The organism is Siccirubricoccus deserti, assembly GCF_014283215.1.
Lineage (GTDB): Bacteria > Pseudomonadota > Alphaproteobacteria > Acetobacterales > Acetobacteraceae > Siccirubricoccus > Siccirubricoccus deserti.
This window is the reverse complement of the sequence record NZ_JACOMF010000036.1, coordinates 17,966-31,336: the sequence shown is the minus strand read 5'-3', so window position 1 is coordinate 31,336 and position 13,371 is coordinate 17,966. Positions and strand designations below refer to the sequence as shown.

At 70.6% G+C, this 13,371-nt stretch carries 10 protein-coding genes; 8 read left to right on the top strand and 2 right to left on the bottom strand.

Translation table 11 applies throughout. The annotated features are described in order from the left end of the window. Positions 1 to 71: 71 nt before the first annotated feature. Complete coding sequence (locus H7965_RS21360) at positions 72 to 1,631, bottom strand: acyl-CoA carboxylase subunit beta (RefSeq protein WP_186772607.1); 1,560 nt, start codon at positions 1,629 to 1,631, stop codon at positions 72 to 74. 107 nt (positions 1,632 to 1,738) lie between these two features. Here H7965_RS21360 and H7965_RS21355 point away from each other — a divergent pair, with 107 nt between their 5' ends. The 3 genes from H7965_RS21355 (at position 1,739) to H7965_RS21345 (ending at position 4,428) form a co-directional block, all read left to right on the top strand. Beyond that, the gene (locus tag H7965_RS21355; protein ID WP_186772606.1) at positions 1,739 to 2,929 is read left to right on the top strand and encodes an acetyl-CoA acetyltransferase; all 1,191 of its coding nucleotides are present in this window, start codon (positions 1,739 to 1,741) and stop codon (positions 2,927 to 2,929) included. A 78-nt stretch (positions 2,930 to 3,007) separates the two neighbouring features. Further along, positions 3,008 to 3,334 (top strand): divalent-cation tolerance protein CutA, encoded by a 327-nt coding sequence (gene cutA, locus H7965_RS21350; protein ID WP_186772605.1) that lies wholly within the window; start codon positions 3,008 to 3,010, stop codon positions 3,332 to 3,334. Between the two features lie 98 nt (positions 3,335 to 3,432). Next, the gene (locus H7965_RS21345; protein WP_186772604.1) at positions 3,433 to 4,428 is read left to right on the top strand and encodes a Bug family tripartite tricarboxylate transporter substrate binding protein; all 996 of its coding nucleotides are present in this window, start codon (positions 3,433 to 3,435) and stop codon (positions 4,426 to 4,428) included. Positions 4,429 to 4,473: 45 nt separating this feature from the next. Here H7965_RS21345 and H7965_RS21340 read toward each other — a convergent pair whose 3' ends face one another. Further along, the gene (locus tag H7965_RS21340; RefSeq protein ID WP_186772603.1) at positions 4,474 to 5,625 is read right to left on the bottom strand and encodes a bifunctional 2-C-methyl-D-erythritol 4-phosphate cytidylyltransferase/2-C-methyl-D-erythritol 2,4-cyclodiphosphate synthase; all 1,152 of its coding nucleotides are present in this window, start codon (positions 5,623 to 5,625) and stop codon (positions 4,474 to 4,476) included. Between the two features lie 151 nt (positions 5,626 to 5,776). On the opposite strand from H7965_RS21340, the gene dusB reads away from it, so the two are divergent. From dusB to ntrX, 5 genes are all read left to right on the top strand, one after another. Continuing rightward, positions 5,777 to 6,883, top strand: coding sequence for a tRNA dihydrouridine synthase DusB (gene dusB / locus H7965_RS21335; protein WP_186772602.1), 1,107 nt, complete (start codon positions 5,777 to 5,779; stop codon positions 6,881 to 6,883). Positions 6,884 to 6,969: 86 nt separating this feature from the next. Beyond that, positions 6,970 to 8,079 (top strand): two-component system sensor histidine kinase NtrB, encoded by a 1,110-nt coding sequence (locus H7965_RS21330; RefSeq protein WP_186772635.1) that lies wholly within the window; start codon positions 6,970 to 6,972, stop codon positions 8,077 to 8,079. After that, complete coding sequence (gene ntrC / locus H7965_RS21325; RefSeq protein ID WP_186772601.1) at positions 8,079 to 9,518, top strand: nitrogen regulation protein NR(I); 1,440 nt, start codon at positions 8,079 to 8,081, stop codon at positions 9,516 to 9,518. The genes H7965_RS21330 and ntrC overlap by 1 nt, the downstream gene beginning before the upstream one ends. Before the next feature lie 68 nt (positions 9,519 to 9,586). Next, positions 9,587 to 11,935 (top strand): sensor histidine kinase NtrY-like, encoded by a 2,349-nt coding sequence (locus tag H7965_RS21320; RefSeq protein ID WP_186772634.1) that lies wholly within the window; start codon positions 9,587 to 9,589, stop codon positions 11,933 to 11,935. Next, positions 11,925 to 13,343, top strand: a complete 1,419-nt coding sequence (ntrX, locus tag H7965_RS21315; RefSeq protein ID WP_186772600.1) for a nitrogen assimilation response regulator NtrX — start codon at positions 11,925 to 11,927, stop codon at positions 13,341 to 13,343. Before H7965_RS21320 ends, ntrX begins: the two co-directional genes overlap by 11 nt. The last annotated feature ends 28 nt before the right edge of the window (positions 13,344 to 13,371 follow it).

Genomic DNA, 13,371 nt, shown 5'->3' with positions numbered 1-13,371 from the left:
TGTCGGGAATAGCGGGCGTCCGGATCTCGCCTGGCGCATGAATGCCGGCCGCCGCGCCCGCCGATGCCGCGTTACGGCCGCATGCCGTGCGACCGCTGGCCCGGCTCCAGAACCCGCTCCGCCAGCGCCGAGAACTCGCAGAGCAGCCGGCGGGTCTGCCGCGGGTCGATGATCTCCTCCGCCCAGAACGCCTCGGCCGTCCGCAGCGGACTGCGCAGCTGCTGCAGCCGGGTCTCGATTTCGGCGAGCGTCGCGGCGCGGTCCTTGGCGGCGTCGAGATCGGCGCGGTAGGCCGCCTCGATCCCCCCCTCCAGCGGCAGGCTACCCCAGCGCGCGGAGGGCCAGGCGTAGCGCATGGTGTAGCGCCCGGCCGGCTGGTGGATGGCGCCGGCGACGCCGAAGGCATTGCGCAGCACCACGGTGCACCAGGGCACGGTGCATTGGTTGATCGCCGCCATGGCGCGCACGCCCCAGCGAATGGTGGCGCGCTGCTCCGCCTCCAGCCCGATCATGAAGCCCGGGCAGTCCATCAGATGCACCACCGGCAGGTGGAAGGTCTCCGCCAAATCGACGAAGCGGATGATCTTCGCGCAGGCGTCCGCGGTCCAGGAGCCGGCGTAGAACATCGGGTCGCCGGCGATCACCGCCACCGGCATGCCGTCCAGCCGGGCGAAGGCGGTGATGACGGAGCGGCCGAAGTAGCGCCCCATCTCGAACACCGAGCCGCGGTCCATCAGCCCCTCCATCACCGCGCGGGCGCGGTAGGGCGTTCTGAGACTGCGCGGAATGACGGACAGCCAGCTCTCGTCGCTGCGCATCGCATCATCTTCGGACGGCAATCGCCGCGGCAGTTCGAAGACCGAGCCAGGCAGGTAGGAGAGGAACCGCCGCGCCGCCTCGAAGGCCTCCTCCTCGCTGTCCACGGCATGGTCGACGGCGCCGGCCTTGCACTGGATCTCCCAACCGCCAAGCTCGGCCTTAGAAAGGTTGTTGCCGAGCGCATTCACCACCGGCGGCCCGGCGACGAACATCGCCGAGGTCTCCTTCGTCATCACCGAGAAATGCGAGGCGGCGAGGCGAGCCGCGCCGAGCCCGGCCACCGAGCCGAGGCCGAGCGCGACCACCGGCACGCGGGAGAGATTGTCGCCGGTGTGGTGATAGAGCCAGGTGCCGCCGACGCCGCCCGGCAGGTTGGCGCGGCCCGTGGTCTCGATGGTCTTGACCGAGCCGCCGCCGCCCGAGCCTTCGATGATGCGGATGATCGGCAGGCGAAGCTCGGCCGCCATGCGCTCCGCCATGATCGGCTTCTCGCGAATAGTGGCGTCGGCGCTGCCGCCACGGACGGTGAAATCATCGCCGACGATCACCACCGGCCTTCCATCCACCCGGCCGCGCCCCATCACGCAGTTGGAGGGGGTGAATTCCAGCAGCCTGCCGTCTGGACCGTAGCTGGCCTTGCCGGCGATGGCGCCGATCTCGTGAAAGGAATGCGCATCGAGCATGGCATCGATCCGTTCCCGCACCGTCAGCCGCCCGCCGGCGTGCTGACGCGCCACCTTCTCCGGCCCACCCATCGCCTTGGCCATTGCCTCGCGGGCGCGCAATTCATCCAGTTCGGGCTGCCAGCTCATTGCCATTCCTCCAGCTTTGCGGCCAGGGAAGCACGGGGCGGCGCAGGACGGTAGCCGGGCGCGGCCCGGCTGCCTATCTTCCGGGCCAGAAGCGGAGGAGGACCCCCATGCCCGAGACCACCGTGGCGGCGCCGGAAGCCTGCATCATCGGCTGGGCACATACGCCCTTCGGCCGGCTGGAGGAGCCTGATCTGGAATCCCTTTTGGCCCGCGTTGGCCGCGCCGCCATCGAGGATGCCGGGATCACCCCCGCCGAGATCGACGCCGGCTTCGTCGGCGTCTTCGGCGAGGGCTTCACCAACCAGGGCTTTCCCTCCTCGCTGATCCTGCAGAGTGTGCCGGAACTGCGGTTCAAGCCGATCACCCGCTACGAGAACGCCTGCGCCACCGGCACCGCCGCGATCCATGGCGCCCTGGATTTCCTGGCGGCGAAGCGCGGTCGCTTCGCCCTCGTCCTCGGCGCCGAGAAGATGACCGCGACGCCGGGCGCCCAGGTCGGCGAGATCCTGCTGAACGCCAGCTACCGCAAGACCGAGCAGGACATCCAGGGCGGCTTCGCCGGCGTCTTCGGCCGCATCGCCGAGAGCTATTTCCAGCGCCATGGCGACCAGTCCGATGCGCTGGCGGCGATCGCCGCGAAGAATCACAAGAATGGCGTCGACAACCCCTGGGCGCAGATGCGCAAGGACCTGGGCTACGCCTTCTGCCGCGCCGAGAGCGAGAAGAACCCCTTCGTCGCCCCGCCGCTGAAGCGCACCGATTGCAGCCTGGTCTCGGACGGCGCCGCGGCGCTGGTGATCACCGATGCCGAGACGGCGAAGGCGATGCAGAAGGCGGTCCGCTTCCGCGCGGCGGTGCAGGTGAACGACCATCTGCCGATCGCCGCCCGCGACATCATCCGCTTCGAGGGCCCGCGTGAGGCCTGGAAGCGCGCTCTCGACCAGGCCGGGCTTGGTGCCGTGACCGACCTCTCCTTCGTCGAGACGCATGACTGCTTCACCATCGCCGAGCTGCTGGAATACGAGGCGATGGGGCTGACGCCGGAAGGCCAGGGAGCGCGGGCGGCGCTGGAGGGCTGGACCGCGGCGGATGGAAGGCTGCCGGTCAACCGCTCCGGCGGGCTGAAGTCGAAGGGCCACCCGATCGGCGCCACCGGCATTTCCATGCATGTGCTGACGGCGATGCAGCTCACCGGCACGGCGGGGGCGATGCAGCTGCCGAAGGCCGATGTCGGCGGCATCTTCAACATGGGCGGCGCGGCGGTCGCCAATTACGTGTCGATCCTGGAGCGGGCGTGACCTTTCCAGGGAAGGCACTGCCTTCCCCGGTCCCCCTCCGCCAGGGGCCGAAGGCCCCTGAATCCCATGGGTCGGCAAATGGGCGATGATGTCCTTTGGGTCTATGTGACGGCGGCCGACACGGCCGAGGCGCGGCGGATCGGCCGTGTGCTGGTCGAGGAAGGGCTGGCCGCCTGCGCCAATATCCTGCCTGGCCACACTGCGATCTACCGTTGGGAGGGCAGGGTGGAGGAGGCAGCGGAAGCGGCCTTCGTCGCCAAGACCACGGCGGCACGGTTCGAGGCGCTGCGCGCCCGCATTCGCACGCTGCACAGCTACACCACGCCGGCGATCCTTGCCCTGCCGGCGGTGGTCGGGGATGCCGACTTCCTCGCCTGGGTGCGGGAGTCCACAAAGCCCTCCTGAGGCCAATGCCGCGCACGGCAAGGTGAGCGCCACTCCCCTCCGGCCTGACGTATGCGGTCGCCACCCGGCCGCCAAAGAGCCGGGCAGGGAGGCTACCCATGTTCCGTTCCGTTGGACGCGCCCGGCTTGTGCCGCGGCGCGTAATACTGCATGGGGCAGGCGTCGCGGTGCTGTCCACCGCCGCGCAGGCCCAATCCGGCTATCCGCAGCAGACCGTCCGCTACATCAACCTCTTCGTCCCGGGCGGTGCCACCGACATCCTCTCGCGCGCCTATTGCGCCAAGATGAGCGAGCTCGCCGGCCAGCAATTCGTCGTCGAGAACCGGGCCGGCGCCGGCGGCACGGTGGGCCAGGCGGCGATCGCCAAGGCGGTGCCGGATGGCTACACCCTCGGCCTCGGCAGCGTCGCCTCGCTGGCGGTGGCGCCCTCGCTCTACCCGAGCCTGCCCTATGACCCGGCGCGCGACTTCACCTACGTCTCCGGCATCTGGCAGGTGCCCAACCTGCTGTTCTGCAACAATGACCTGCCGGTTCGCAGCGTACCGGAGCTGGTGTCGCTGATCCGCAGCCGGCCGGGCCGCTACGTCTATGGCTCCGGCGGCTCCGGCACCACGCCGCATCTGACCATGGAGTGGTTCAAGCAGCGCGCCGGGCTCGACATCATCCACGCGCCCTATCGCGGCGGGGCACCGGCGATGGTCGATCTGATGGGCGGGCGGATCCAGCTGATGTTCGACAACATCCCGACGGCGATCGGCGCCGTGCGCGACAAGAGGCTGCGCCCGCTGGCGGTGACCGGCGCCACCCGCAGCAAGGCATTGCCGGATGTTCCCACGATGATGGAGTTCTATCCCGGCTTCGAGGTCACCTCCTGGGGAGGCCTGGTCGGGCCGGCCGGGCTGCCGCTGCCGGTGGTGAACCGGCTCTCGGGGCTCACCAAGCGGGCGCTGGAGAGCGAGGATCTGCTGCGCATCTTCGACGACAATGCGGCGACCGCCTGGTGGACCACGCCGGAGGATTTCGCCAGCTTCCGTGGCCAGCAGGATGCGCTGTTCGCGGAGCTTGTGAAGGTGTCAGGCGCGCGGGTGGATTAGCGCGGATCGCGGCGAGGCATGAACGCCCCGGAGCATCGATCCGCCCTAGCCCGGCAACAGCAGCATCGCGGCGGCCTGCGCCGCGATGCCTTCGCCGCGGCCGGTGAAGCCGAGGCGCTCGGTGGTCGTTGCCTTCACCCCGATCCGGCCAGGCTCCACCCCCAGCAACTCGGCCAGCCGCGCCTGCATGGCATCGCGGTGCGGGCCGATGCGTGGTCGCTCGCACAGCAGGGTGACATCGGCATTGGCCAGGATGCCGCCCCGCACGGCGATCCGCCCTGCGGCATGGCGGAGGAATTGCGCGCTGTCGGCATCCTTCCACTTCATCTCGGACGGCGGGAACCAGCGGCCGATGTCGCCTTCCGCCAGCGCGCCATAGATCGCATCGCACAGCGCATGGATGCCGACATCGGCGTCGGAATGGCCCTCCAGGCCGAAGTCGCAGGGCACCGTCACGCCGCACAGCACCATCGGCCGCCCGGCCTCGATGCGGTGGACGTCGAAGCCGGTGCCCACGCGGGGAATCAGGCGCGCCATCAGCAGGGCCTCCACCCGGTCCAGATCCTCCGGGAAGGTGATCTTCACATTGGTCTCGGCGCCGGGCACCAGCGCCACGGCGGCGCCGGCCAGCTCCAGCAGCTGCGCGTCGTCCGTCGCCTCGGCGGTGGCGGCGCGATGGGCGGCCAGCAGCGGCGCGAAGCGGAAGGCCTGCGGTGTCTGGGCGCGATAGAGGCCGGCACGCGGCACCGTCTCGCCGATCACCCCATCCGCGGCGCGCTTCAGCGTATCCGCCACCGGCTGGGCAGGGATGGCGCCGGGGGCGCGTTCCAGCGCGGCGAGCAGCGCTGCGATGGTGCCGGGCGGCACCACCGGCCGGGCGGCGTCATGCACCAGCACCACCGCGGGTGGGGTGGACCGGCCGGCCAGCGCCTCCAGCCCGGCGCGGACGCTGGCCTGGCGGGTCTCGCCGCCAGCGACCGGGGGCAGGGCAGGGAGGCCCTCCAGGATCGCGGCCACCCGGGCTTCCTCCCCGGCGGCGCAGACCGGCTGGATGGTGGTGACCGCACCGCCGGCCAACAGGGCCTCGGCGGCATGGCGCAGCACCGGGCGGCCGGCGAGCGGCAGGTACTGCTTCGGGCTTTCGGCCCCGAAGCGCAGGCCACGGCCGGCGGCCATGAGCAAGGCGGTGATCGTCATCGGCGCCGGTATAGGCCAGCGCCGCGCCGGAGCGAAATCGCTGGCGGACCGAGCGCGCCATGCTGCGTCGCCGCAATTTTTTTATTTGGTCGCGGCTCGGCAGGCAGGACGCGTTGCCGAGCGCCCGTGCATCGACTATTTTGCTCAAATCATGAGCATCAACCTGCCGGAATCCCCGACCGACCCTGCTCTCCTGCCTCGATTGCAGCCGATTTCGGTCGGCCCGATCCGAATTGCGACGCCCGTGTACCTGGCGCCGATGTCGGGCGTGACCGACCTGCCCTTCCGCCGCCTCGCCCGCGCCCAGGGCACCGGCATGGTGGTCAGCGAAATGATTGCCAGCCAGGCGATGGTGCGGGAGAACCGGCAAACCCTGAAGATGGCCGAGGTCGACGGCTTCGGCGCACCCTCCGCGGTCCAGCTCGCCGGCTGCGAGCCGGCGGTGATGGCCGAGGCGGCGAAGCTGGCGGTCGACCACGGCGCCGCCATCGTTGACATCAACTTCGGCTGCCCGGTGAAGAAGGTGGCGGTCGGCCAGCAGGCCGGCAGCGCGCTGATGCGCGACGAGCGCCGCGCCGCGGCGATCCTGGAAGCGACGGTGCGGGCGGTGCCGGTCCCGGTCACCTTGAAGATGCGCATGGGCTGGGACCATGCCTCGCTGAACGCACCGAATCTCGCCCGCATCGCCGAGGCCTGCGGCATTCGGCTGGTCACCATCCACGGCCGCACCCGTCAGCAGCTCTATACCGGCACCGCCGACTGGGGGTTCGTCCGGCAGGTGAAGGCGGCGGTCGGCATCCCGGTGCTGGTGAATGGTGACATTCTCACGCCGGAACATGCCGCCGAGGCGCTCCGGCAATCCGGCGCCGATGGGGTGATGATCGGCCGCGGCTGCTACGGAAGGCCCTGGTTCCCCCGCCAGGTGGCGGAATACCTCACCACCGGCATCGCCCCGGCCGAGCCGGCGCTGGCCGAGCAATTGGCGGTGCTGCTGGCGCATTACCGCGACATGCTCTCGCACCACGGCAGCCAGACCGGCGTCCGCCTCGCCCGCAAGCATGTCGCCTGGTATTCCAAGGGTCTGCCGGGCTCGGCCGAGTTCCGTTCCAGGGTCAACCAGGTGGAGACCCCGGCGGCGGTGGAGGCGCTGATCCAAGATTACTACCAGCCGCTGCTCGACCAGGGGCTGGAAGCGGTGCGTGCCGCCTTCCAGGCGCGCGGCCACGCCGAGGAGGCCGCGGAGCGGATGGCAGCATGAGGGCCGCCGCTGCCGTGATCCACCCGCCGCCGGTGAGGCGTGCCCATGCCGGCAACCGCTCCACGGCGCTGCCGGATGCCGCCGCCATGCTGGCCGCGCTGCCGATGGCGGCGGTGGTGATCGATGTCGAGAACCGCTTCCGCTACGCCAACCCGGCGGCTGAGCTGTTCTTCCAGCTCAGCTTCCCGACGTTGGCGGGGCTGCGCCTCTCCGATCTGCTGCCGGAGGACAGTCGGCTGCTGGCGCTGCTCGACCAGGTGCGGGCACATGAGGCGCCGGTCTCCGACCACGACCTCACCCTCGACAGCCCGCGGCTGCACCGGCGTGGCGTCGCCGCCCATGGCGCGCCGCTGCCGGAGATGCCGGGCGGGGTGGTGCTGACGCTGCAGGATGGCTCCACCGCGCAGATGATGAACCGCCAGCTCAACTTCCTCGGCGCGGCGCGCGGCGCCTCGGCGATGGCGGAGATGCTGGCGCATGAGGTGAAGAACCCGCTCTCCGGCATCCGCGGCGCCGCCCAGTTGCTGGAGCAGGGCGCGGCGGAGGCCGACCAGGAACTCTGCCTGCTGATCCAGGACGAGGTCGACCGGATCCGCAACCTGGTCGACCGGATGGACATGTTTTCCGACCGGCCGGTGGATCTGGCGGCGGTGAACATCCACCAGGTGCTGGACCATGTGAAGCGGGTGGCGCAGACCGGCTTCGCCGCGCATCTCCGGATCGTCGAGGATTACGATCCGTCGCTGCCGCAGGTCTGGGGCAACCGCGACCAGCTGGTGCAGATTCTACTGAACCTGGTGAAGAACGCCGCCGAGGCGGTGGACCCGGTCGGCGGCGAGGTCGTCCTCAGCACATCCTACCATCACGGCATGCGCATCGCCGTCCCCGGCAGCCGGGAACGCGTGCACCTGCCCTTGCAGGTCAGCGTGCGCGACAATGGCCCAGGCATAGCCGAAGCCCTGCGCGCCACGCTGTTCGAGCCTTTCGTCACCACCAAGCGTGGCGGCCAGGGCCTCGGCCTGGCGCTGGTGGCCAAGCTGGTCGCCGACCAGGGCGGCCTCATCGAATGCGACAGCCGTCCGGGGCGGACGGTGTTCCGGCTCTCGCTGGCGATGCCGCCAGCCGGGACGCGGAGCACCGCCACTCCAGGGCAGCGCAGCGGCAACGGGGCCGGCCCAGGCCCCAGGGATTCCTGATGACCGACAGCCGTACCATCCTGATTGCCGATGACGACCGGGCGATCCGTACCGTATTGAGCCAGGCGCTCGGCCGTTCCGGCTACCAGGTGCGCGCCACCTCCTCCGCCGCCACCCTGTGGCGCTGGGTGGAGGATGGCGAGGGCGATCTCGTCATCACCGATGTCGTCATGCCGGACGAGAACGGTCTCGACCTCGTCCCCCGCATCAAGCGGGTGCGGCCCGACCTGCGCGTGGTGGTGATGTCGGCGCAGAGCACCTTCATGACCGCGCTGAAGGCAGCGCAGCGCGGCGCCTTCGAGTACCTGCCGAAGCCCTTCGACCTGAAGGAGCTGCTGGCGGTGGTGGAGCGCGCCCTGGCCGCACCCCAGGCGCCCGCCGTCACCGAGGGCGAGGATGCCGGCGAGCGGTTGCCGCTGGTCGGCCGCAGCGCCGCCATGCAGGAGATCTACCGGACCGTCGCCCGGCTGACGACCACTGACCTCACGGTGATGATCACCGGCGAGTCGGGCACCGGCAAGGAGCTGGTCTCCCGTGCGCTGCACGATTACGGCCGCCGCCGCGGCGGCCCCTTCATCGCCATCAACATGGCGGCGATCCCGCGCGAGCTGATCGAGAGCGAGCTGTTCGGCCATGAGCGCGGCGCCTTCACCGGCGCGCTGAATCGCGGCGTCGGCCGCTTCGAGCAGGCCGCCGGCGGCACCCTCTTCCTCGACGAGATCGGCGACATGCCGCCCGAGGCGCAGACCCGGCTGCTGCGGGTGCTGCAGGAAGGCGAGTTCACCACCGTTGGCGGCCGTACCCCGATCAAGGCCAATGTCCGCATCGTCGCCGCCACCCATCGCGATCTGCGCCAGTCGATTCGCCAGGGCCTGTTCCGCGAGGATCTGTTCTACCGGCTCAACGTCGTTCCCATCCGCCTGCCGCCGCTGCGCGAGCGGCTGGAGGACATCCCGCTGCTGGCGCGGCATTTCCTCGACCGCGCCAAGGCCTCCGGCCTGCCGGCGAAGCAGCTGAGCCCGGAGGCGCTGGATCGGCTGAAGCAGCACGCCTGGCCGGGCAATGCGCGCGAGCTGGAGAATCTGATGCGGCGCCTCGCGGCGCTCTACGCCCAGGAAACCATCGACGCCGAGGCGGTCAACGCCGAGCTGTCGGAGGCCGAGCCGCCGGCTGAGGCCGGCGCGCGCGGACCGGAGACGTTGGAGCAGGCGGTGGAGCGCCATTTGAAGGCCTTCGTCGCCGCCCATAAGGACGGGCTGCCGGTGCGCGACCTCTATGACCGGGTGCTGGCCGAGGTGGAGCGGCCGCTGCTGCGGCTGGTACTCGGCGCGACCCGTGGCAACCAGATCAAGGCGGCGGCGATGCTCGGGCTCAATCGCAACACCTTGCGCAAGAAGATTCGCGAGCTCGACCTGCCCGTGGTGCGCGGGCTCGGCTGATGGCGCTGTTCCGCGCCCGCGCCTCGCAGCAGGCCGAGCGCGGGGCGGCGGCAGGCCAGGATGCCGTGATGACGGAGCCGAAACGCCGCGGCCCGGCGCATCGGCTGGCGGATCTGCTGCTCGGGCGCGGGATGACGCTGGGCCTCGCGGTCGGCGCGCTGCTGCTCGGCGTCGCCACCTTTTCGGTGCTGTCGGACGGCAGCCCCTTCGGCCCGACCAAGCCCGGCATGGTCGTCGGCATCGTGCTGGTCAACCTGGCGGTGTTGCTGCTGCTGCTGGGCTCGCTGGCCGGGCGGCTGGTGCGGGTCTGGGCGGAGCGGCGGCGCGGCTCGGCGGGGTCGCGGCTGCATGTTCGGCTGGTGCTGCTGTTCGGCGTGGTGGCGGTGGTGCCGGCGCTGCTGGTCGCCGCCTTCGCCGCGCTGTTCTTCAACCTCGGCATCGAGACCTGGTTCAGCGACCGGGTGCGCAGCACGCTGGAAGCCAGCCTGCAGGCCAGCCGCGGCTACCTGGAGGAACACCGCAACACCATCCGCGGCGACGCGCTGGCGATGGCCGCCGACCTTTCCCGCGCCCGGGTCCTGCTGCCGGACAACGGCATCGCCTTCGCCCGGTTGCTGGCGACCCATACCGCGCTGCGCAACCTGACCGAGGCCATCGTCTTCGACCCGGCGACCCAGCAGGTGATCGCCCATGCCGGCTACACTACCAGCTTCACCCTTGACCCGCCGCCGGAGGATGCGATCGCAACCGCCCGCCTTGGCGACGTCGCAGTGCTGCCGGCGGAGGATCGGGTGCGGGCCGTCGTCGCGCTCGACATCGGCCCGCAAACCTCCGGCGGCTGGATGCTGCTGATCGGCCGGCCGCTCGATACCACCGTGCTGCTGCACCAGCGTTCGGTCGAGCAGTCGGTTGCCGAGTACAACGAGCTCGATCGCAACCGTTCCGGCCTGCAGATCACCTTCGTCATGATTTTCGCCATCGCCGCGCTGCTGGTGCTGCTGGCGGCGGTGCTGATCGGCCTCGTCCTGGCCAATCAGCTGGCGCGGCCGATCGGCCGGCTGATCGTCGCCGCGGAGCGGGTGCGCGCGGGCGACCTGGCGACCCGGGTCGAGGAGGGGGCGGTGGATGAGGAGATCGCCAGCCTCGCCCGCGCCTTCAACCGCATGACCAACCAGCTCGCCGCCCAGCGGTCGGAGCTGCTGCAGGCCTACCGGCAGATCGACGAGCGCCGGCGCTTCACCGAAACCGTGCTGGCCGGCGTCTCGGCCGGGGTGGTGGGGCTGGAGACCGATGGCCGGATCAACCTGCCGAACCGCCGGGCGAGCGAGCTGCTCGGCCTCGACCTCGATGCCGCCATCGGCCTGCCGATGGCATCGGCGGTGCCGGAGTTCGCCCCGCTGCTGCAGGCGATGCAGGATGCCGCGGGTTCGACGAACGAGAAGCCGCATACCGAGGAGATCCGCATCGGCCCGCCCTCCCACCGCCGCACCCTGCTGGCGCGGATCGGGGTGGAGCGGCCGGCCAGCGGCGACGGGATTGCCGGCTATGTGCTGACCTTCGACGATATCACCGAGCTGCTCAGCGCCCAGCGCAAGGCAGCCTGGGCCGATGTCGCCCGCCGCATCGCGCACGAGATCAAGAACCCGCTGACCCCGATCCAGCTCTCGGCGGAACGGCTGAAGCGGCGTTACCTGAAGCAGATCACCGCCGACCCCGAGACCTTCGTCGCCTGCACCGACACCATCGTCCGCCAGGTGGGTGACATCGGCCGGATGGTCGATGAATTCTCCGCCTTCGCCCGGATGCCGCAGCCGGTGATCAAGCCGGAGGATCTGTCCCAGGTGGTGAGGGAGGCGCTGGTGCTGCAGCGTGACGCCCATCCCGAGGTGGAGTACCGGCTGGAGCTGCCAGAGGCTGCCCCGGTGGTGCCATGCGACCGCCGGCTGATGAACCAGGCGCTGACCAACCTGCTGCAGAACGCCGCCGACGCCATCGCCACGCGGGTGCAGCCGGAGGGAACGGAGGCCCCGCCACGGCCGCCCGGGACAGTGCATGGTCACATCGTCGTGCGCATCGAGCCTGCCGAGGACAGTGTCTCCATCGCCGTCGAGGATGACGGGATCGGCCTGCCGCAGGGGGATGAGCGGGACAGCCTTACCGAGCCCTATGTTACCCACAAGGCAAAAGGAACCGGTCTCGGCCTTGCCATCGTCAAGAAGATCATGGAGGACCATGGCGGCAGGATGGGGCTGGAGGATCGGCCGCCCGGGACTGGACCGGAGGAGGCAGGCGAGGACGCGCCCTCCGGTGGGGCCCGCGCGGTGCTCACCCTGCCGTGGCGGCCGGCCCAGGATCGGCCGGCGGGTTTGGAAGCGGAACGTCCGGATGGCAGCATGAGGCGGATGCATGGCGCATGAGATCCTGATCGTCGACGACGAGCCGGACATCCGCGCCCTGATCGAGGGTATCCTGTCCGACGAGGGCTACGAGACCCGCCAGGCCCACAACAGCGACACCGCGCTGGCCGCTTTCAAGGCCCGGCGGCCGTCCCTGGTGGTGCTCGACATCTGGCTGCATAATTCGAGGCTCGACGGGCTCGGCATCCTGGAGGCGCTGCACCGGGAGGAGCCGCAGGTGCCGGTGGTGATGATCTCCGGCCACGGCACCATCGAGACCGCGGTGCAGGCGATCCAGAACGGCGCCTACGACTTCATCGAGAAGCCGTTCAAGTCGGACCGGCTGCTGCTGATCGTCGCCCGGGCACTGGAGGCGGCGCGGCTGAAGCGGGAGAATTCCGAGCTTCGCCTGCGCGCCGGGCCGGAGACCGAGCTGGTCGGGGTCTCCGCCGGCATCGCCCAGCTGCGCGCCGCCATCGACCGCGTCGCGCCGACCGGCAGCCGGGTGCTGATCACCGGCCCGGCGGGTTCGGGCAAGGAGGTGGCGGCGCGGATGATCCACGCCCGCAGCCGCCGCGCCGATGGACCCTTTGTCGCCTTGAACTGCGCCACGCTGAACCCTGCCCGCTTCGAGGAGGAGCTGTTCGGCGTCGAGGCCGGCGTGGACCCGATCGGGCAGCCGCGCCGCGCCGGCATGCTGGAGCGCGCCCATGGCGGCACGCTGGTGCTCGACGAGGTGGCCGACATGCCGCTGGAGACCCAGGGCAAGATCGTCCGCGCCCTGCAGGAGCAGGGGTTCGAGCGGATCGGCGGCGCCACGCGGGTGAAGGTCGATGTCCGGGTGCTGGCGACCACCAACCGCGACCTGCAGGCCGAGATCGCCGCCGGGCGATTCCGCGAGGATCTCTACTACCGCCTCGCCGTGGTGCCGCTGAAGATTCCGGCGCTGCGCGAGCGGCGGGAGGATGTGCCGGGGCTGGCCCGGCATTTCATGGCGCGCTCCGGCGAGACGTCCGGCATGGCGCCGCGGGAGATCGCCGAGGATGCGCTGGCGGCGCTGCAGGCCTATGACTGGCCGGGCAATGTCCGCCAGCTGCGCAACCTGATCGACTGGCTGCTGATCATGGCCCCGGGCGACGCAAGGGATGCGATCCGCGCCGACATGCTGCCTCCCGAGGTGGGCTCCGCCGCGCCGGCGATGCTGAAGCTCGACCGCAGCTCGGAGATCATGACCCTGCCGCTGCGCGAGGCGCGGGAGCTGTTCGAGAAGCAGTATCTGGAAGCGCAGTTGCTGCGCTTCGGCGGCAACATCAGCCGCACCGCGAATTTCGTCGGCATGGAGCGCAGCGCGCTGCACCGGAAGCTGAAATTCCTTGGTGTGCAGGCGGAGGATCGGGCGCCGGCGGCTGCCGCAGGGAACGCGCTTTAGCGGGCGTGCCGGGGAAGGCGCTGCCTTC

Bases quoted from the DNA above. Each gene is read 5' to 3' on its own strand.
- H7965_RS21360 (WP_186772607.1), bottom strand. From the start codon at position 1,631: ATGAGCTGGCAGCCCGAACTGGATGAATTGCGCGCCCGCGAGGCAATG.
- H7965_RS21320 (WP_186772634.1), top strand. From the start codon at position 9,587: ATGACGGAGCCGAAACGCCGCGGCCCGGCGCATCGGCTGGCGGATCTG.
- H7965_RS21330 (WP_186772635.1), top strand. From the start codon at position 6,970: ATGCTGGCCGCGCTGCCGATGGCGGCGGTGGTGATCGATGTCGAGAAC.
- cutA (WP_186772605.1), top strand. From the start codon at position 3,008: ATGGGCGATGATGTCCTTTGGGTCTATGTGACGGCGGCCGACACGGCC.
- H7965_RS21340 (WP_186772603.1), bottom strand. From the start codon at position 5,625: ATGACGATCACCGCCTTGCTCATGGCCGCCGGCCGTGGCCTGCGCTTC.
- ntrX (WP_186772600.1), top strand. From the start codon at position 11,925: ATGGCGCATGAGATCCTGATCGTCGACGACGAGCCGGACATCCGCGCC.
- dusB (WP_186772602.1), top strand. From the start codon at position 5,777: ATGAGCATCAACCTGCCGGAATCCCCGACCGACCCTGCTCTCCTGCCT.
- ntrC (WP_186772601.1), top strand. From the start codon at position 8,079: ATGACCGACAGCCGTACCATCCTGATTGCCGATGACGACCGGGCGATC.
- H7965_RS21355 (WP_186772606.1), top strand. From the start codon at position 1,739: ATGCCCGAGACCACCGTGGCGGCGCCGGAAGCCTGCATCATCGGCTGG.
- H7965_RS21345 (WP_186772604.1), top strand. From the start codon at position 3,433: ATGTTCCGTTCCGTTGGACGCGCCCGGCTTGTGCCGCGGCGCGTAATA.